This window comes from Thiogranum sp. (assembly GCF_058323355.1).
In genome coordinates this window covers 12,625-32,204 of record NZ_JBTTIO010000083.1, presented here as the reverse complement: position 1 = coordinate 32,204, position 19,580 = coordinate 12,625, and the positions used below count along the sequence as shown (strand labels likewise).

Here is a 19,580-nt window from a genome sequence, read left to right as displayed (position 1 = left end):
CCCGGGGCAAGTCACCACAAAACACTGGGCATCGCTGGCCGCAGAATGCGATGTGGGTTCACGTTTCCTGCTCAGGCTGGTAGAGGAGACTGCAACCTCGTTACTGGAGAATATCGGACAAACAAAGGCGCTGTTTGAAGATCAATACGGTAATTATCCATCACTGCAACGCATCGAGCGTATTGTCACACAGCAATGTCGCCGCGCCAGCTGAATTTAATACAACAAACGCCCTGGATACGCTGAAAAGTCTGGATCAAGACAAGATAAACAGGGTCTCGACAAGAATCAACGCGTTGCCTTTATTCTGAGTTCCACTTAGGATGGTGCGCGAAGACAGGCGCTCGTGAGTCAACTAATCTCCCGGACAAGGAGATCCACGCACTGCGCGTATTGATAACTAAAAACATTTCAGAGTAGCAGGCATGTGTAGTTTCAGTTTCCGGCAGCGGGCATTACGCCGCAATGCAGTCGCCTTTTTACTGGCATTCCTGCCGCTGGCACACAGCTTCGCCGATGACGCGCTGTTATCCGAGCAGGCCTTTCTGGACGACCTGCCCATCGTGCTCTCTGCCTCACGTCTGCCCCAGTCACCGGCAAACGCACCCATAGCCACCACTATCATTGACCGGGAAATGATCACGGCTTCCGGTTTCACCGAAATACCCGACCTGCTGCGCCTGGCACCCGGCTTTATTGTCAACTACGAAAGCGGGTACGTTCAGGCGGTGGGCTATCACCTGCTGACCGACCAGTTCTCGCGCCAGATGCAGGTACTGGTGGATGGTCGTTCGGTCTATGAACCCTCGCTGGGTGGCGTGCCCTGGGCCAACCTGCCGCTGACCATCGATGACATCGAACGCATCGAGGTCATCCGCGGCCCGAACGCTTCCAGCTTCGGCGCCAACGCCTTCACCTCCATCATTAATATTATCACCCGGCAGGCTGTACTTGACCGTGGCGTGATGGTGAAGACCAATATGGGGAGTGACGGCCTGGCGGAAGGCTTCCTGCGCTATGGCGGGTCACATAAAAACCTGGACTACCGGATAACAACGGCCTACCGCGAGAACGACGGCTTCGACGGACGCAACGACGACATGCAGGTCCAGTTGATTACGGTCCGCGGCGACTACCAGATTGATCTCGATAACGCATTGATGGTGCAACTGGGACACAACAGCGGCACAAAAGGCGATGACAATGTCTTCGATGAACTTATACCTGACCATAATATCCAGACCTACAGCCAGTTTCAGCAGGTCAGATTGACCCACACACTGTCGGCCGACCAGGAACTTTCATTCCAGTTTTATCATAACCAGAACAAGACTATTAATCGTTATAACAGCACACCGATTATGTCGCTGGGTGGCATCCAGCCCTTTTTCGACGAAAGCGTGAGGACAGATCGCTGGGACTTTGAATTCCAGAACATCCTGAAACCCACTGCATCGCTGCGACTGGTCTGGGGGTTTGGCGCCCGCAAGGACCAGGTAAACGGCCCGATGTTCTTCAATACGACGAACAACATCGAAAACGACTCACACCGGGTCTTCAGCAACGCGGAATATTCCCTGACAGACAAAACCCTGCTGAACGCCGGCGTCGTCTATGAAAAAAGCGACACCGGTGGAAAGAATATCTCTCCGCGTGCATCGATCAATCACCATCTTTACAAAAACCACACCCTGCGCCTGTCAGCATCGCGTGCTTACCGGGACCCTTTTGTCTTTGAGGAATCGCCCGACTACCGCTTTCCCCTGGCAATCCCGAACAACGTCCTGTTCTTTGATGCCGGCAATATTGATCCCGAACGAATCACCTCCTACGAAGTCGGTTATGTCGGTGACTTTCCACGCGCTCACACGTCAGTGGATGCCCGTTACTTCCACGACAACCTGGACAAGTTGATCGGTATCGGTAAAACCGCCCTGGCCACCGGCCTGGATGGCACTGCCGGGTTCTTCAGCAATTCCGGCACTGTCAGGATCAGCGGAGTTGAACTATCCGCCCGCTACCGGCCGGGGAACGGCAACCACCTGAACATCAGTTACACAAGGCAGAATATCACCAGCAAAAACCGGAACGGCACCAATTACGAGGATTCCGGCCCGTCTGACATGCTGAATATCCTTGCCATCCACAATTTTTCCGGTGGCTACACTGCCAGTGCCGGTTATTACTACCTGTCAAAAATGAAAGAACTGGAAACCAATGGTATCCGTTCTGCGCAACATCGTACCGATCTCCGTATCGCCCGCACGATTTCAGGCGCAGGACAGAGCCTCACTTTTGCCTTTGTCATACAGAACCTGTTTGACGACGATGAAGACACCCGCCTGCGAAACAACATTGATCGACGCGCCTACGGCTCCATCAGCATCAATATAAAGTAGTATCAAGATGTTACTGTCAGACTCAGGATCCGGGATATCAAAATACGGTATACATTACTGTCTGTCCGTGTTGCTGACCGCAGCAGCGTGCATAATGGTTTATTTCTCTACCCCTGAACACCTTCATGCGGCCACAAAGGCCAACATCCTTTTTGTCAGCAGCCAGACTTCCACCCCCTATCTCCGCTTCATTGAGCAAACCCGCCAGGGACTCCGGACAGACAGCACACTTCAGCTGAATATCACATCGTTATCTGCCAGCCAGCTGACTACCGGCACCCCACACAACCCGGACCAGCCCTATGACCTGGTGATTGCACTGGGCAGGCAGGCTGCCGAGGCCATAGCACAGTGGAACCCTGCAACACCGGTACTCTATACCCTTATTCCGAAAACCACCTATGACAGCCTGGAAAAAACGGGGCGCCTGGCATGCCCTGACAAACAATGCACTGCCATCTATATCGATCAACCCATCAAACGGCTTATCCGCATCCTGGACGCTGCATTTCAGGGAAAACGCCACCTTGGCGTATTGCTCGGCCCTTCATCATTGCAACAACGAGATACGCTTGTTGATCAGGCGGGTAAGGCCGGTTTCACGCTGCACACCGAGACAGTCCGAAACCAGGATGAACTGCTGCCCGCGCTGAACCGTATCCTGGAAAAATCCAGGTTGCTGCTCGCCATTGCGGACCCCGTCGTCTATAACCGCCGGACAGCCAAAAGCATCCTGTTGACAACCTACCGCCACAAGGTACCTGTTGCTGCCTACTCACGTGCCTATGCCGATGCCGGCGCTACACTGTCGATCTATTCGACACCGAAACAACTTGCCAGACAGACCGCCGGCATCATCAGGGCATTTTTTTCGAGCCGAAAACCCGGACTGCCCACACCACGGTATCCGCAGCATTACAGCATCCGTATTAACCAGCATGTTGCAGAATCACTGGGGCTGGATTTCGCAGCCAACCTGGAACTCCAGTCGATCATAAAAGAAGCCGAAAATGAATAGCCTGAATATTCAAAGAAAAGTACTTCTGGTGACATTGCTGCCACTGATGATTACCGGCCTTCTGCTGTCGTCATTTTTTATATGGAGTCAAATCTCCGGTATCGATACCGCGCTCGATACCAAGGGCCAGTCGATTGCCAACCTGCTGGCACCTGCCGCGGAATACGGTGTTCTGTCCGGCAACGAAACAGCCCTGACAAAACTGATCTATGTCTCTGCGAACGACCCGGATGTCATGGCCATTATTGTAATGGATGAACAGAATCAGCCTATCGTACACACTAACCCTTCCGGCTGGACCGGGCTCGAGAAGATCATCCATTCCGATGACAAGTCACTGTACAAAACCTTCATGACCCCCATTTTCTACACCAACCTGGCAGTCGATGACTATGAATCAGACACTTCGGTGACGAACGGGTCCAGGGTAACAACCGATTTAATCGGAAATGTTCTCGTTGTGGTCAACCGGCAACGGGCCATCGAGCAGCAGACCGACGTGCTGATCAATGGCTTGCTGATTACTGCAATTGCCTTGCTGATCACGGCCTATTTCGCCAGCCTGATGGCACGCAGTGTAACCTCGCCTATCCGGTCTCTCACTTCAGTGACAGACGCCATCAGTAACGGCCAGCTTGAGAAACGCATTGCAGTCGATACGGGCGGCGAGATCGGTATATTGCAGAAAAGCATTAACTCAATGGCATCATCCCTTCAACAGGCTCGACAGAAAGAAACCGAGCGCGCCACAGACGAACTGTTCATCGAGAAGGTGAAGGCACAAACTACACTCGAATCACTCGGTGAAGGTGTTATCACCACTGACGCATCGGGCACGATCACCTACATGAACCCGGCCGGGGAAAAACTGACCGGCTGGACATCCAGCAGCGCATTGCGGCGTCCCCTGCATGAAGTATTCAAGGTTATTTCCTCAAACACCCATGTGCCGGTCGATTACCCGGTCTACGATTGTATCGAAGGCGGAAACACCATCCACCATGATTTTCTTCTGACACTCACCCGCCACGATGGGAAGGAATTCATTATACAGGACACCGCCACGCCGATCCGAGACAGTCACGACAACATTATCGGCATGGTTCTGGTGTTCCACGACTTTTCCAAACTGCACCGTATGTCAGAAAGACTCGCCTACCAGGCCTCGCACGATGACCTGACCGGCCTGCTGAACCGGCGTGAGTTTGAGGCCCAGCTGTCCAGGGCGCTGATAGAAGTGAACGATGAATCCACTGAACACGCACTGTGTTATATCGACCTTGACCAGTTCAAGATCGTTAACGATACCTGTGGCCACAAGGCGGGCGATGAACTACTCAGGCAGGTGACGCTGCAGATCAGGAAGAAAATCCGCAGTCACGATGTCTTCGCACGTCTGGGCGGTGATGAGTTCGGCATCATCCTCAAGGACTGCTCGTTGGACAGTGCCGAAAAACTGGCCACGGTCATCAAGGATGCCACCAGTGCTTTCCGCTTCACCTGGCAGCAACACACCTTTGAAATCGGTGCCAGCATCGGCCTGGTTCCCATCACCCATGGCCACGCAACCACCAGCGACCTGATGATGACGGCCGACTCTGCCTGCTATGTGGCAAAGGACAAGGGCAGAAACCGCATTCATATCTATGAACCCACCGATGAAGATATTATCCAGCGCACCGGTGACATGCAGTGGCTGCAGACACTGAACAAGAGTATCGATAACGATAGATTTGTCCTGTTTGCCCAGCTGATTTCACCGATCAGCGACGTAGCGGGCCTGGGCAGACACTATGAAATCCTGATCCGCATGAAAGGCATTGAGGGCGATCTGGTTCAGCCGGGTCTGTTCATCCCCTCTGCTGAACGTTACCAGTTGATGACCTCTATTGATAAATGGGTCGTGCGTAACACCTTTGGTGCACTGGCGAAATCCGGTCTTTCCGGTTTCAGCTCCGGCCCGGACATACCCGGGTTCAGTCTTAACCTGTCGGCCCAGTCATTGACCGATAACAGTTTCCTGGGCTATGTGGTCGAACAGTTTGAAGACAGTGACATCAACCCCGCCCTGATCACCTTTGAAATTACTGAAACTGCCGCGATCGCCAACCTGGCACGCGCGACCGAAGTAATCGACAAACTGAAAGCACTGGGCTGCCGCTTCTCACTGGATGACTTCGGCAGCGGGCTCAGCTCTTTTGCCTACCTGAGCAATCTGCCTGTGGACAACATCAAGATCGACGGTCATTTTGTCCGCGATATCGCAGACAATGCTGTCAGCCGTTCCATTGTCGAGTCCGTTGCACAGATTGGCCGGGTGATGGGTGTAAAGACTATCGCGGAATTTGTTGAGAATGACAGCATCCTCCAGGAAGCCAGAGACTGCGGTATCGATTTCGCGCAAGGCTACGGTATAGAACGTCCACGCCCGTTGCGGGATATACTGGCCGGTATCGATTCCACCCGAACAACCTGATCCTGACGCCTCACGGGACATACAGGACGCTTGACCAGGGTCTGTGCAATCCTGTCACTGAGCAGCGCCAGCGCATCGTCCAGCCCCTGCACATAAGCGCCATAGTCGCGACCATCCAGCGGCGACTCAAGGGTAAACCGGTACACGCCAACCAGACATCCCCGGCTTCCTGCCTTTAATCGCCAGCTGCCCTGCAGTACGACATTCCGGCCGAGCGTGCCATCAAAGCGCTGAAACTGTATCGAGACACGGTAATCCGTATCGATACTGCTGCTGCCTGCAGGAACCACTACACTGCCGTCAAGCCGGTCGGACAGGTTCTGTAACAGCACCTGTTCCACATTCGCGCGCAGGTCACCCGCCCAGCGGTGAAACTCTGCAAATTCCACACGCCCTGGTTCAGGGCGTGTTGCGATCTGCGGGCGAAGTACGATATCCGGCAACGATAACGGGCCGATCAATACGGATGGCGATGAATGACTGCCTGCCGGTGCAGCGGGTACAGGGTTGAGGACATAAAATGCAGAGTGCTGTGTCTTACCGCCCAGGCTGCATCCTGCAAGCAAAATCACCACTAGCAGCCCTGCAATCCCTCGTGGCTTCATGGTGCTTCACCCTTCCCCGTGAGCAGTGACTCCGGGTGCCGCTCCAGGTAATCGGCCATCAGGCGCACGGCGCGCGCCGCCTGCTGCAATTCGCGCACGGCAGCATAAAACTCTGCGCCCAGCGCTCCTTCTTCAGAAACCAGCGCATCCACCCCGCGCATGGCTTCATCTGTCGCATCCAGCGCCACCCGTGTCTCCTCGACCAGCGACGGCAAGGCCCTGTTGGCCGTCTGTGCAAGCCTGTTCAGCGACACCATCATTTGATCGGCATTGCGCACCATTTGTTCCAGCGGCAAGTTCTCAAGTCTGGCCAGTGTCCGGGTCAGCGCCTCGCTGATCTGTTCGAGTTCTCCGCTAACCGCAGGAAGAACAGGATCACCGTCGCGTAACACCAGCTCAACCGGTTTGGCTTCCGGCATCAGTTTCAGCGCGACAAGTTTCTGGCCGGTCAGCAGGTTACTCGTTTCCAGGCGGGCTCGCAGACCGCGGGCAAGCAGTGCTTTAACACGCGCTGCAACGGCTTTTTCAAGTGCACTCCCCTGTACACCATTACGTTCTTCCGGACGCAACATACCCTCCGCCTCAAGATCAATAAAAACAGTACGTACCGTCCGCACTTCATCCAGCTCGAGATAGGGATCAATCTGCATCACGGTACCCACCCGCACGCCCATTAATTCCACAGGCGCACCCACAGAGAGCCCCCGCACATCACCTGTCAGGTCAACACGATACCTGTAACCACGTGCAACCGGTTTCTCCCGGGTACGGGCATAATTCGGGTAGAGGCGGAAAACAGTATCTTCCGGCGCCTGCCGGTTTCCCAGCAACGGCAGCGGTGTCTCAAATGCAATCCCCCCGGACAACAATGCGGCAAACGATTCCATTTCAACCGTCACGCCGCTGGAATCGAGCGACACATCGACTCCCCCCACATTCCAGAAACGCGAACCGACGCGCACATAGGCATCGTGTGGCGCCTCGATAAATACATCAACATCGACGAATGAGTGATCTTCAACCAGCCGGTAGCCGGTTACCTGACCGACCGGTATCTGCCGGTAGTAAACCGGTGCACCGACAGACAATGAGGCCGCTTCCTCCGCGCGCAGGTGGTATACCGTACCGCGTTCGTTGGACTTGATAACCGGTGGCGTTTCCAGGCCGACAAACTCCCGGGTCTGTTCACCCTTCTTGCCCGGGTCCATGGCGACATATGCCCCGCTGATCAAGGTTCCAAGCCCGCTGATTTCACCGGAATCGACACGTGGACGCACCACCCAGAAACGGGTCGACCCGATGAGGTGTCGTTCCATACCGGGCACCATCTCTACGGTAACCCGCACATGCGAAAGGTCATCGGCAAAACGCACTTTCCTGACCTTGCCGACGACGACATCCCGGTATTTGACCAGTGTTTTTCCCTCATCAATACCTTCCGCCGTCTGAAACTGGATGACAATCTCCGGTCCTGTTTCGACAATGGCCTTGACCACCAGCCAGCCGCCAATCATCAACGCAATCAACGGCAACAACCAGACGAAGGAGATCCCCTTGCCCCGATCTTCCACCACAGCTTCCGGTACCTCGTCTGGAACAGCCGTCCTGTCGCTTTCAGTCATCGGCAATCTCCCTCGTGGTCCCAGATCAGGCGGGGATCAAAACTCATCGCCGCCAGCATTGTCAGAATGACCACGGCAGCAAAGGCCCGGGCAGCCGGCCCCGGTGTGATATCGGCAAGCACCCCCAGGTGTACCAGCGCCGCCAGTAATGCGACCACAAACACATCCACCATCGACCAGCGCCCCACCAGCTCTGTTACGCGGTACAGGCGTGTCCGTTCACGTCGCCCCAGCTGCGACTTCCGATGCACAGACAGCAACAGGTACACCAGCACAATCATCTTCAGCAACGGAACCAGCACACTGGCCACGAACACCACCAGCGCAATGGGCCAGTCGCCATGCATCATCAGGCGAATAACGCCACTCATAATGGTATCGGGCTGCCCTGAGCCGAGATACGTGACGGTCATGATCGGCAGCAGGTTGGCGGGGAAATACATGATGACGGCCGCCAGCAACAGCGCCCAGCTGTGGGAAAGGCTGGCCGGCTTGCGCGAATGTACCCGCGAACCGCAGCGCGTACAGCGGGCGACCCGCGCAGCAGGCAGGCGCAACAACTGGCTGCAGACCGGGCAACTGGCCAGGCCGAGACATTTAGCCCGCACGGTACTGCACCCCCATGCGCTCCATTCGGGTCCAGATAACATGCGGCTCAAACAGGGACAGTGCCATGGTCGACACCACGATAAGTGCAGTGAAGGCATACAGCGCCGGTCCGACAACCAGGTCTGCCATATCAGACAGCTTTACAGCCGCCACCAGCACCCCGACCATAAAGACATCCAGCATTCCCCACGGCAACACGCGACCGATCCACACCATAATATGCCGCAGGCCAGGCAGGGGCCGGCACATTTTCACGGCCACCAACACATATAATGACCCGGTTACCAGCAGAACAGGACCAATCACCGTGGTAATCAGCACCACGATCCCGGTTTCGCCCATGCCCGCCTCATAAAGTGCGCGTGCCGTTTCAGGCAGGGTGGTTTCCTGCAGACGTCCCTGTATTTCAAGGGTAAGAAATGGCAGAAAGTAGGCCAGCAGCATCAACAACAGCGCGCTCATATTCAGCATGATGGGTAGCATCAGGCCCCCAACCGGATTGCGTGCCAGCAAGGCATCACAGCGATAACAACGCGCAATCTGCCCTGGCGCCAGCACCCTGATGTACTGCAATTCATCACACTGGTGACAGGCCACCAGCTCTCGCGCAGCACTTCGGCTTACGCCACAATCAGGCATAAGGGTTGCGCCGCTGGTCCATGTGCCCGCCACCTGGCCGGACTACTGTTATCATGCCCTTGATACTATAGCGCTGGCGACAGGCCGGCAACCCGGTCCACGGGCCGCTGGACCAGAGAACCCTTGCCTACCCCGGGAGTAAAAACATGCCAACTGACCGCCTGACCGAAGCCCTGGAGCGCTTCTACAAGCTGCAAAAGGAACTGGAAGCGGAAATTGACCGCCTGCTGCAGGAAAAGCGCGAACAGTTCCACTACCACCTGGAGCGCGGCAAGGTGCGTTTTGAACAGGGGATGCGGGCACTGCACAAACGCAAACGGATCAGCGCATGGCGTTACCTGACGCATGCGCAGATCAAGCATATTATTTCGGCCCCGATCATCTACAGCGTATTCTTCCCTTTCCTGGCACTGGATATCGCGGTCACAATCTACCAGCATATCTGTTTCCGCCTGTACGGCATTCCGCTGGTGCGCCGCTCGGATCATATTGCGATTGACCGCCATCACCTCGCCTACCTGAACGCGATTGAAAAGTTCAACTGCATTTACTGCGGCTACGGGAATGGCGTGGCTGAATACGTTCGTGAAGTCTCGGCACGGACCGAGCAGTACTGGTGTCCGATCAAACATGCTCGCCGCACACGTGACCCGCACTATTTGACAGAGCACTTTTTCGATTACGGTGATGCCGATGCCTGGCGTGAAAAGATGGGGGCACTGCGCAAGGACTGGTCAACGATAGAAGCACCGGAATTACCCGACGAGTCAGAAAAATAGCACAAAAAAAACGACAGCCCGAAAGCTGCCGTTCCTTTACAACCTCTGTACCGGATAATCAGGCGGCGAGGCGTTCCTTGATGGCATTGATCACGTCTTCGCTGTTGGTCGCGTTGACGGTGATGCACAGGCCTTCATTCTCATAGAAACCGATCAACGGTGCAGTCTTCTCGTTGTAGGTTTCCAGGCGGTGGGTGATGGCTTCCTCGGTCTCGTCTTCGCGCTGGATCACCGGGCTGCCGCACTTGTCACAAATGCCTTCCACCTTGGGCGGGTTGCTCTTGACGTTGTAGATGGCCTGACAATCAGCATTGGAACAGGTACGACGCGTCGTCAGACGATCCAGGATGACATCACGGGGCACGTCGATATTGACGGCCATGTCGAGCTTGATGCCGAGCTTGTTCAGCAGTTCCTTGAGGGCTTCGGCCTGCGGAATAGTGCGCGGGAAACCGTCGAGCAGGAAACCCTTCTCACAATCCGGCTCCTGCAGGCGTTTTTCCATAATGCCCATGATCAGCTCGTCCGGCACCAGGTCGCCGGCGTTCATGTAGGCCTGGGCCTGCTTGCCCAGCTCGGTGCCGGCCTGTACAGCGCCACGCAGAATGTCACCGGTGGAAATCTGTACAGAACCATCCAGCTCGGTCAACATTTTGGCCACGGTACCCTTGCCGGCACCCGGCGCACCTAAAAGAATCAGTTTCATTGCGTGTTCCTCTTGAACGGTAAATAAAATCGGGGTTTTCGGCAGCAGGTCTGCCCGGGCCGAAAATGCAGGTGCGCATTGTGCTTGCGAAGGCGCGGGCAATCAATAGCCGACGCCGTTTCCGCCCCGGGTTCAGCCGGAAAACATTAATTCACTTATGTTTGTTATGGGATTAACCCCGGCGAGGCTAGAGGTGGGAAACCAGCCGCGCATCGGGAATGGTCCGGCGCAAGGCCTCGGTAATCTCGAAGCGAATACCCGCCACGGGCCGGATCGAGACCCACAGCAGGTTCAGCTTGAGGTTCAGTTCTGCAAACACCACCGCATCGCCAAAATGGGCCAGGGTGCCATGAATCTCTTTCAGGGTTTGCTGGATACGCAGCCGGGATTTCTTGCGTAACCCCGGAATAACCACCATGAAATCCGACAACGGCTTGCCGTTTTCATCAAACACCGGGGCACGTTTACGCAACGGTTCGGACGCATCGAGAATCGGCAGCAGTGTCACGCGCGGCAGGCTCATACCCTGACTATAGACCGCGCATCCCTGGCTGACAATAACCCCCCGGCTTTGCTAGTATGCCCGCCAGAAAGTCCCGGTAGCTCAGCTGGATAGAGCAAGCGCCTCCTAAGCGCTAGGTCGGAGGTTCGACTCCTCTCCGGGACGCCAAATTATCAATCCTGTTGCGGTAATGCCAGGCACCTGATACCACCCGAATGATTCGGCTTTCTACTCAGGCCTTACGCCGCACTTCGATGACGTTGGGCAACTGACCGATTCGGCTGAGTACGCGACTGAGCTGACCGATATCAGTCACCTCGACGTGCATTTCCATGCGCGCAATCATGTCCTTGCCGTCTGTATTGGTGTTGATCCCCGTGACATTGATCTTGTCATTGGCCAGTACAGCCGAAATGTCACGCAGCAAACCAGGACGGTCATAGGCCTGGATGCGGATATCCACGGGAAACACCCGCTCAGGCGTGGCACCCCACTCGACGTCGATCAGGCGATCGCGGTCGTCTTCCTTCAGGCGCAGTACATTGGGACAGTCACTGCGATGGATGGTGACACCGCGCCCGCGTGTGATGTAGCCCACGATTGAGTCGTTGGGCACAGGATTACAACAACGTGCGGTCGTGGTGAGCAGATTACCAACACCCAGTATGCGGAAACCTTCCTGTGCCGACCTGTCGCTGCGCTTGCCGATGATTGGCAGGGCATGGGGTTCATCGTCAGAACGCTCCAGCTCCATCAGGCTACTGACGACATGGCCATAGGGCAGGTCACCGCGCCCCAGTGACGCCATCAAACCATCGACATCAGTGAAGTTGAGTTTTGCTGCCACTTCCCCCAGCCGTTGCCCGGACAGACCCAAGCGGTGCAATTCCCGTTCCAGCGCGGTACGCCCGGCCGCGATATTGATTTCGCGATCCTGCAGCTTGATCCAGTGGCGCACCTTGGCGCGCGCGCGCGATGTCTTGAGATAACCCAGGTGCGGGTTCAGCCAGTCGCGACTGGGATGCGCCCGCCGTGCGGTCAGTACTTCAACCTGTTCGCCACTCTTCAATACATAGTTGAGCGGTACGATCCGGCCATTCACCTTTACGCCACGACAACGGTGTCCGACATCGGTATGGATGTGGTAGGCAAAGTCCAGCGCTGTCGCCCCTGCCGGCATGTCGATGACCTCGCCCTGCGGGGTCAGCGCGTAGACCCGCTCCTCGACGGATTCGGATTTGAAACGGTCGACAAACTCGTGCGCCGACGGTTCCTCCTCTTTCCATTCCAGCAACTGGCGTAACCAGGCAATCTTTTTCTCGAAGCCTTCGTCATAGCGCGAGCCTTCCTTATATCGCCAGTGCGCGGCAATGCCGAGTTCGGCATGTTCGTGCATTTCCCGGGTACGAATCTGTACCTCGACCGGCTTGCCCTCCGGCCCAATCACGGCAGTGTGCAGCGAGCGGTAGTTGTTCGCCTTGGGGTTGGCAATATAGTCGTCAAACTCGTGCGGAACGTGTCGCCACAAGCCATGCACGATACCCAGCGCGGTGTAACATTCCGCCGTAGTGTCCACCAGTACGCGGACAGCCTGAACATCAAAGATCTGGTGGAAGTCGATATTCTTGCGCCGCATCTTTCGCCAGATACTGTAGATATGCTTGGGTCGCCCCACCACATCCGCCAGGATACCGGCCCGATCGAATTCCTCGACCAGGCTTTCCTTGACCAGTTCAATGTGACGCTCACGGTCGATGCGCCGCCCGTCGAGCAAGGCGGCAATGCGGTGATAGGCGTCGGGATCAAGATAGCGCAACGCCAGGTCTTCCAGCTCCCACTTGACCTGCCAGATACCCAGGCGGTTGGCGAGCGGCGAATAGATATCCAGTGTTTCACGCGCGATGCGCCTTTGCCGGTCTTCACCGAGATGGCGCAGGGTGCGCATATTGTGCAGGCGATCAGCCAGCTTGATGAGCACCACGCGCACGTCCTCCGCCATGGCCAGCAGCAACTTGCGGACATTCTCGGCGCGCCCCTGGTCCAGCTGCTGCTGTTCCTGCAGGGGCTCGCGGATTTCACTGATCCGGCCCATCTTGGTGACGCCATCGACAAGATTTGCCACCTTGTCACCGAATTCCTCGCGGATATCGTCAAGACTGACAGGGGTATCCTCGACCACATCGTGAAGAATGGCGGCGGCTACGGCTTCGTGGTCAAGCTGGAGGTGGTGAACAATTTCGGCGACAGCCAGGCAATGTACAACATAGGGCTCGCCGGATGCCCGGGTCTGGTCACGGTGGGCTTTTTGCGCGCGATCGAGCGCCGCGCGAATCACCTGTTGTGCAGATTCATCGCGCCCGAAGCTGACGGACGACAACCAGTTGTCCACATCCGGTAACTGGCCATCGCTCGGCGTCGTGGTTTCCGCGCGTGCTACCATATATATACTCCAGTGTAGCCGCAGAACCCGACTCTCGCTAATCGTCGTCCGTTGCTGCGGCTTTCAAATCTCCAATCAGTTGTTCAACAATCTGCCCCAGGCCCTGCTGCATGGCATCGGCCAGCGCGTGCATATCGCCCCGCTGTGAATCGATCTGCCGGCGATAGACTCTGGTCCATATCGGGTGCCCGTCACGGGTGCTGCGCAGCACAGCTTCAAGCTCGACATCGGCAACGGTGCGATCCGCATCGATCAGTGACTCGAAACGACGCACCTTTACGGCAAGCTCGTAACGAAAGTGCGGGCGCCGGCCTTCCATTTCAACCCGGTCGGCTACACCACTGCGGCGGATAGCATCCTGCAGAACCTGCTGTACCATCCGCGGGGGCTGGTCGGCCCAGAATTCATAGTGGTAACGCCCCAGTTCCAGCGGTCGACGGGTGTCGCGGTAAAGCATCGCGCGACCGTTGCGCAGCGGGTCTGCGCTGATATGCGCAATCGAAAGCCCGCCCTTCAGCAGTGGCTGCGGATACACCGTGGCGATGACTGGACTGAGTTCATAAAAGCGGTCTTCCGGTACGGGCGTGCCGACAGAGCAGGCTGCCAGTACCAGCAGCAGAAACCCTGTAACCGTCCATCTAGCGATCACGCTGCACCCCCTTGTCCCGCGGCGCGGCGCCACCCAGCAGACTGCCCGGGTTTTCCCGTATCTTGCGGCTGAACTCGCTCATGTTACGGCTGGTGTCGTCCATGTTTTGCAGGATGCCGTCACTGTAACGCGACACCTGGTCGAGGATATGACGAAGTTCAGCCACCGCCTGCTGCATGTCCGGTCCACTTTCGCTGAGCAGGGCGTCGAGCTTCGCCATCAACGCCTGGGCATCCCGCTTGACCTCTGCCAGGCCCGCCGTCAGTTCGCTGAGGTCTGCGGAGGCCTTGTCAACATTGGACAGTATGCGCTTCGCCTTGTGCGCACCGTCGTCGTCCAGAATACTGGAAAGGTGCGAGGCACTCTCGTCGAGGCGCCCGACCAGGTGTTCGACGTCAGACAGAATGACGGGCACGCGCGTTTCGAGCACGCCCCCGACCTGCTGCACTGTTTTGTTCAGTGACTCGATGAGAGGCCGTATTGAATGCTCACTCAGGTCACCGAAATCACCTGCCACCTCGCCGATAATGGCAAACAGGTCGATACCCTGTTCGCCATCAATCTGGTCACCCGGCTGCAAAAACTCGGCAGAATCTCCCTCGGAAATATTCACTACCGTGTCCGCCAGTAAACCTTCCGAATAGATACGCGCAACGCTGTCGGCCGGGATCTTCCAGCCCTTGCTGACTTCCAGTGCCACACGATAGGCGATACCCTGTTCACCACGCAGCGGCTCGATGCTCTCCACCTGCCCCAGCACATAGCCTTCGTAGGTCACCAGCGTGCCGTCCGACAGACCGGCCACATTACGGTACATCGTATAGTACACATCGCGCTCACCGCCCCCGTTACTGATCCGCAGCAACGCCCAGAACAACAGCGCGAGACCTGCCAGTACAAACAGGCCGACGGAAAAATAATTGATGGTATCGCGTTTCAAATCCGTACTGCTCCCTCGGTGAGCCGGTGCAGGTAATCATCCACATCGACGACTTCGTCCTCTGATGTCCGTGTCAGCAGGTTCCGTACCCGGGTGTTGTCCGAGTTACGCACCTCGTCGACCGTGCCAACCAGAAGAATACGCCCGCGATCCAGCACGGTAATACGATCGGCAATCTTGAAGGCGCTTTCCAGTTCATGCGTCACCACCACAATGGACACCTTCATGGCGTCGCGAATGCGCAGGATCAGGTTATCGAGATCGGCTGCAACCACCGGGTCCAGGCCGGCTGACGGTTCGTCAAAAAACAGAATGCTCGGGTCCATCACAATGGCGCGCGCCAGCGCCGCCCGCTTGACCATGCCACCGGACAGCTGTGCGGGCATCAGGTGTTCATACCCGGCAAGGTTGACCACCTCCAGCTTCATGCGGCTCATGATCTTCATGGTGTTCTCGTCGAGTGAAGTATGTTCACGCAACGGCATTCGCACGTTCTCGCCCACATTCATGGAATTGAACAGGGCCCCGCCCTGGAAGGACACGCCGATCTTCCTGCGTATTTCCATCCACTCACGACTGCTCAGGGAATTGATACTTTTCCCGAACAGGCGGATATCGCCACCGTCGGCGCGATGCAGGCCTAGCAGATAACGCAACAGGGTAGACTTGCCGGAGCCACTGCCACCCATGATAACCATGATCTCGCCGGCCTCGACGGACAGAGACACATCATCCAGTATTTTCTGATCACCGTAACAGGTCACCAGGTTGTTCACCTCGATGACGGGTTGCGGTGCGGCTTGTGAAGTGGTTGCATTCATCTCAACGACTCAGGAAAAACGTGAAGATCATGTCGGCCACGACAATCGCGGCAATACACAGCACCACAGAGCGGGTTGTAGCGCGCCCCAGGCCCTCGGCACCGCCACTGGCGTTAAAACCGTTACTGGTTGCAACCAGTGTAATCAGTACCGCGAACACCACACTTTTGGTGAGACCCTGGAAAATATCGCCCGGTGACAGTTCGACAAATACACGCGAGATGTAGGTGTCCAGACTGATGTGCAGTTCGATCACGGAAATCACACCGCCACCCAGAATGGCCATGGCATCGGAAAGCATCGCCAGTACCGGCATCATCAGCAACATCGCGGCAAGAATCGGGGAAACCAGGTAGCGCACCGGTGATACACCCATGACACGCAGTGCGTCGATCTCCTGCGCCATCTGCATGGTGCCAATGCGTGCGGCGATGGCCGAGCCGGAGCGACCGGCGACCACTATGCCGGCAATCAACACGCCAAACTCGCGTGTCACCGACATGGCAATGCCGGATATCACCTGTGATTCAGCACCGAAATCACGCAGGGTATATATACCCTGCATGGCCATCATGGCGCCGTTGGCGAACGCCAGGATGGTGACCACCGGAATGGCCTGCACACCGATAGTCATCATTTCCTGAACAATGGCACGCAGGCGAACCCGCTGTTGCAGCCAGCGACCGGCCAGCAGCCAGACAATGCTCTCGACCAGCAGGGCCGCGCCATAACCAAAGTCCTCGACACCGGATACAAACTTGCGTCCGACCAGTTCGCTCAGCTGGCGAAAACGGTTTGACTCAATCTCAGCTGTCATTTCCCAGCCGCTCGTTCAGTGAGCTGTAAATTTTAAATACCTGGTCGAGTCGCGCCAGGCGCAACACGCTCATGGCCGCCTCGCTGACACCGATCAGGCCAAATTCAAGATCCTTGCCCCGCGCATACTGGAAGCCCTCCACCAGGCTGGCAACACCGGAACTGTCGATATACTCCACATCCGACAGATCCACCATGACATGCCTGTTTTTCTTCAGGCTGTTCAGAATCACCTTGCGCGCATCGGGCGAATTATTCAGATCGATTTCGCCGCTCAGCATAACAACGGAAAAACCCTGTCTGTCTTCAACCGGAAATGTCATCGTCTTCTCCCTGTTCCCTGGTAAACAGTTTCATTTCAAAAAGATTGCCGCCATCGGCTGGTGGCTCCACGAACCCGCACTCGTCCATCAGACTGTTGATCAGGTAAACCCCGAGACCACCCGGACGGATATCGTCGAGTTCGCGTGAACGCACCTGTTTGATATCAACCGGGGCAGCGTAATCCCTGATACGAATCACCAGTGCACCCTTTTCCTGCAGGACACTGACATCAATCTGCCCGTCCGGCTCCATGTCATAGGCATGCTGGATCACATTCATGCACGCCTCGTTCACAGCCAGCACCATGGCTTCAGTCTGTGATTCATTCAGGCCGGCAAGACCTGCTGTATCGCGCATGACACTGCGCAACAGACGCAATCGACTGGCGCGTGAACAGAAGCTCACTGTCACCAGCGTTTTACCGCATTCCATGCTATTTCTTTCCTTCAATAATCATCAGTGTCAAATCATCTTCCAGTACGCCATCAGCCGCCACCACCGTATCGGCGATAATGCGTGGACGTTCGCTCAGGGGCACGCTGGCATGTTCTTTCAGCACCCGGATCAAGCCTTCCCGTTCCAGTCGTTCGCCATCGGCCATGCGCGCTTCCAGCAGGCCGTCTGTATACAGGTATAGACAACCGCCCTGGAGTTGGAAAGTGTCATTGGGGAAAACACTGTCCGGGCTGATACCCAGTGGTGGCGCCTTGGCCGGGTACTCGCCAATCAGCGCAACGCATCCCATATGCATCGCGGGCAGGTGTCCGGCGCTGGCCAATGTCACTTCGCCGCTGGCCTGGTCCACCACGCCGGCCAGCATGGTGACAAACATGCCGCGGATCGATGTCTCGAAGATCTCCCGGTTGATCATCGCCAGCAATTTGCCCGGATCGTGGATACCCTTGCCCAGACAACGGAACAGACTGGCGGTCTTGGCCATGAGCAGGGCGGCATTCATGCCCTTCCCGGAAACATCCGCGAGGCAAAAGGCCATTTTGTTTTCAGCCACCCGGTAGTAATCGAAGAAATCGCCCGAGACAGCCCTGGCGGAAAGGTTCAGGCCGGCAATTCCCGGCAAATTAACAGCCGCATCGGGCAACAGACTCTGCTGGACCTCGCGCGCCAGCTCCAGTTCACGATTCAACTCTTCCGCATAGCGGTCGCGTTCAACCAATGCCTGTTCGAGACGCCAGGTGAGTTCCTGGTAGCTGAGATTTTCCTCGGCAAGGCGCAGGTTGGCCTCACGCAGCACCTGGTCGAAAGTCTGCTGTTCACCCACCCGCATGCCCATGGCCGTGGCAGCCTCGGCCACCGATTCCGCCACTTGCTGCAACAGGTAGTCACTGTGTTCCGCGCTGGCATCAAAGTTTTCGGCCAGCAGCGTGCGTACCTGCTGGATGGCCGTACGTTTGTCCTGGCAGCGATACACTGAAGCCATCCAGTCGGCACAGGTTGCCACCCTGCAGAGCATCTTTGTCGCCGGCTCGGCGTCTTCGGGCGGACCATCGTGGTGATAGCCCATGGCAAATGCCAGGTCCGGCGGCAGGTCCCAGCTGTTGGCCAGCGTGAGCCCCACCTCATCGTGCGTTGAGTGAAACAGATCGACTTCGATATCACGGCGTTCGTCGGGCGTGGACTGCGCGAGCCGGTCCCAGTGCTCCACCTGCCCGGGGTTCAGGAACAACAGTACCAGCAAGCCAAAGTCCTGTAACAGGCCGGCCGTGAAGCACTCTTCAGGGTCAAGCCTGGCGAGTTCGGCGAGCATGCGCGCACTGACGGCACGCCGCAGCGCATCCTCCCAGTAAACATCGATATTGAACCCGGGGATCGCGTCGGAGCGCAGCGCGTCACGCATGGAAATACACAACACCAGGTTACGCAGTGCACGGTTACCCAGCACGGTGACGGCACGACTCACCGACTTCACCTGGCTGACCAGGCCAAAATAGGCCGAATTGGAAATACGCAGCAGTTCGGCGGTCAGTACCGGGTCGTTGGCCACCAGCCGGGCGAGTTCACGGCTGTCAACGCCCGTGCGTGAACTGGCCTGCACAATACGAATGGCATCCTTGGGAGGAGCGGGGAGGTCAGTCGGCCGCACCGTGTGTTCTGCAACAGTTTCTTCCATAACCTGTTGATCAAGCATCCTGAAGGGTTAATTTGCTCCACTTGTGAGCACATTAACGGCAAAAACGGCGCAATCTAGAGTGATTTTTTGACGAACGATCAATCGAT

Annotated in this window: 19 protein-coding genes and 1 tRNA gene; 6 read left to right on the top strand and 14 right to left on the bottom strand. The window is 56.6% G+C overall.

Annotation, left to right across the window (positions count from 1 at the left end; translation table 11 throughout):
• The 4 genes from ACW81B_RS12005 to ACW81B_RS11990 all read left to right on the top strand — a co-directional run.
• Positions 1-214 (top strand): hypothetical protein (locus ACW81B_RS12005; protein WP_491580460.1); only part of this gene is annotated, 214 nt, incomplete at its 5' end.
• Positions 215-425: 211 nt separating this feature from the next.
• The gene (locus ACW81B_RS12000; RefSeq protein ID WP_491580459.1) at positions 426-2,399 is read left to right on the top strand and encodes a TonB-dependent receptor plug domain-containing protein; all 1,974 of its coding nucleotides are present in this window, start codon (positions 426-428) and stop codon (positions 2,397-2,399) included.
• A 94-nt stretch (positions 2,400-2,493) separates the two neighbouring features.
• On the top strand, positions 2,494-3,417 hold the full coding sequence (locus tag ACW81B_RS11995; protein ID WP_491580458.1) for an ABC transporter substrate-binding protein: 924 nt from the start codon (positions 2,494-2,496) through the stop codon (positions 3,415-3,417).
• Positions 3,410-5,893, top strand: a complete 2,484-nt coding sequence (locus ACW81B_RS11990) for an EAL domain-containing protein (RefSeq protein WP_491580457.1) — start codon at positions 3,410-3,412, stop codon at positions 5,891-5,893. Before ACW81B_RS11995 ends, ACW81B_RS11990 begins: the two co-directional genes overlap by 8 nt.
• Here the strand turns inward: ACW81B_RS11990 and ACW81B_RS11985 are convergent.
• Genes ACW81B_RS11985 through ACW81B_RS11970 form a run of 4 tightly spaced genes read right to left on the bottom strand, consistent with a single transcriptional unit; the run spans position 5,824 to position 9,368 of the window.
• Positions 5,824-6,498, bottom strand: coding sequence for a PqiC family protein (locus ACW81B_RS11985; protein ID WP_491580456.1), 675 nt, complete (start codon positions 6,496-6,498; stop codon positions 5,824-5,826). The two genes, ACW81B_RS11990 and ACW81B_RS11985, sit on opposite strands and share 70 nt — an antisense overlap.
• Positions 6,495-8,120, bottom strand: coding sequence for a PqiB family protein (locus ACW81B_RS11980; protein WP_491580455.1), 1,626 nt, complete (start codon positions 8,118-8,120; stop codon positions 6,495-6,497). Before ACW81B_RS11980 ends, ACW81B_RS11985 begins: the two co-directional genes overlap by 4 nt.
• Entirely contained in the window at positions 8,117-8,728 is a 612-nt protein-coding gene (locus tag ACW81B_RS11975) for a paraquat-inducible protein A (protein ID WP_491580454.1), read from the bottom strand. The genes ACW81B_RS11980 and ACW81B_RS11975 overlap by 4 nt, the downstream gene beginning before the upstream one ends.
• Complete coding sequence (locus tag ACW81B_RS11970; protein WP_491580453.1) at positions 8,718-9,368, bottom strand: paraquat-inducible protein A; 651 nt, start codon at positions 9,366-9,368, stop codon at positions 8,718-8,720. The genes ACW81B_RS11975 and ACW81B_RS11970 overlap by 11 nt, the downstream gene beginning before the upstream one ends.
• Before the next feature lie 146 nt (positions 9,369-9,514).
• Here ACW81B_RS11970 and ACW81B_RS11965 point away from each other — a divergent pair, with 146 nt between their 5' ends.
• On the top strand, positions 9,515-10,147 hold the full coding sequence (locus tag ACW81B_RS11965) for a hypothetical protein (RefSeq protein ID WP_491580452.1): 633 nt from the start codon (positions 9,515-9,517) through the stop codon (positions 10,145-10,147).
• Between the two features lie 58 nt (positions 10,148-10,205).
• On the opposite strand, the gene ACW81B_RS11960 is transcribed toward ACW81B_RS11965, so the two are convergent.
• Positions 10,206-10,853 carry an adenylate kinase gene (locus ACW81B_RS11960; protein ID WP_491580451.1) on the bottom strand — a complete coding sequence of 216 codons (648 nt, stop codon included), beginning with the start codon at positions 10,851-10,853 and terminating at the stop codon, positions 10,206-10,208.
• 187 nt (positions 10,854-11,040) lie between these two features.
• Entirely contained in the window at positions 11,041-11,376 is a 336-nt protein-coding gene (locus tag ACW81B_RS11955) for a hypothetical protein (protein ID WP_491580450.1), read from the bottom strand.
• A gap of 70 nt (positions 11,377-11,446) precedes the next feature.
• Between ACW81B_RS11955 and ACW81B_RS11950 the strand changes: the two genes are divergently transcribed.
• Positions 11,447-11,523, top strand: a tRNA-Arg gene (locus ACW81B_RS11950).
• Positions 11,524-11,587: 64 nt separating this feature from the next.
• Here the strand turns inward: ACW81B_RS11950 and relA are convergent.
• From relA to ACW81B_RS11910, 8 genes are read right to left on the bottom strand one after another with little or no spacing between them, the layout of a single operon-like run.
• On the bottom strand, positions 11,588-13,795 hold the full coding sequence (relA, locus tag ACW81B_RS11945; protein ID WP_491580449.1) for a GTP diphosphokinase: 2,208 nt from the start codon (positions 13,793-13,795) through the stop codon (positions 11,588-11,590).
• Positions 13,796-13,832: 37 nt separating this feature from the next.
• Complete coding sequence (locus ACW81B_RS11940; protein WP_491580448.1) at positions 13,833-14,444, bottom strand: ABC-type transport auxiliary lipoprotein family protein; 612 nt, start codon at positions 14,442-14,444, stop codon at positions 13,833-13,835.
• Positions 14,434-15,384 carry an MlaD family protein gene (locus ACW81B_RS11935; protein ID WP_491580447.1) on the bottom strand — a complete coding sequence of 317 codons (951 nt, stop codon included), beginning with the start codon at positions 15,382-15,384 and terminating at the stop codon, positions 14,434-14,436. The genes ACW81B_RS11940 and ACW81B_RS11935 overlap by 11 nt, the downstream gene beginning before the upstream one ends.
• Positions 15,381-16,205 (bottom strand): ABC transporter ATP-binding protein, encoded by an 825-nt coding sequence (locus ACW81B_RS11930; protein WP_491580446.1) that lies wholly within the window; start codon positions 16,203-16,205, stop codon positions 15,381-15,383. The genes ACW81B_RS11935 and ACW81B_RS11930 overlap by 4 nt, the downstream gene beginning before the upstream one ends.
• A gap of 1 nt (position 16,206) precedes the next feature.
• A complete protein-coding gene (locus ACW81B_RS11925) occupies positions 16,207-17,022 on the bottom strand; it encodes an MlaE family ABC transporter permease (protein ID WP_491580445.1) in 816 nt (271 codons plus the stop codon).
• Positions 17,012-17,344, bottom strand: a complete 333-nt coding sequence (locus ACW81B_RS11920) for an STAS domain-containing protein (protein WP_491580444.1) — start codon at positions 17,342-17,344, stop codon at positions 17,012-17,014. Before ACW81B_RS11920 ends, ACW81B_RS11925 begins: the two co-directional genes overlap by 11 nt.
• Entirely contained in the window at positions 17,328-17,777 is a 450-nt protein-coding gene (locus ACW81B_RS11915; RefSeq protein ID WP_491580443.1) for an ATP-binding protein, read from the bottom strand. Before ACW81B_RS11915 ends, ACW81B_RS11920 begins: the two co-directional genes overlap by 17 nt.
• A 1-nt stretch (position 17,778) precedes the next feature.
• A complete protein-coding gene (locus tag ACW81B_RS11910) occupies positions 17,779-19,491 on the bottom strand; it encodes an HDOD domain-containing protein (RefSeq protein ID WP_491580442.1) in 1,713 nt (570 codons plus the stop codon).
• Between the last annotated feature and the right edge of the window lie 89 nt (positions 19,492-19,580).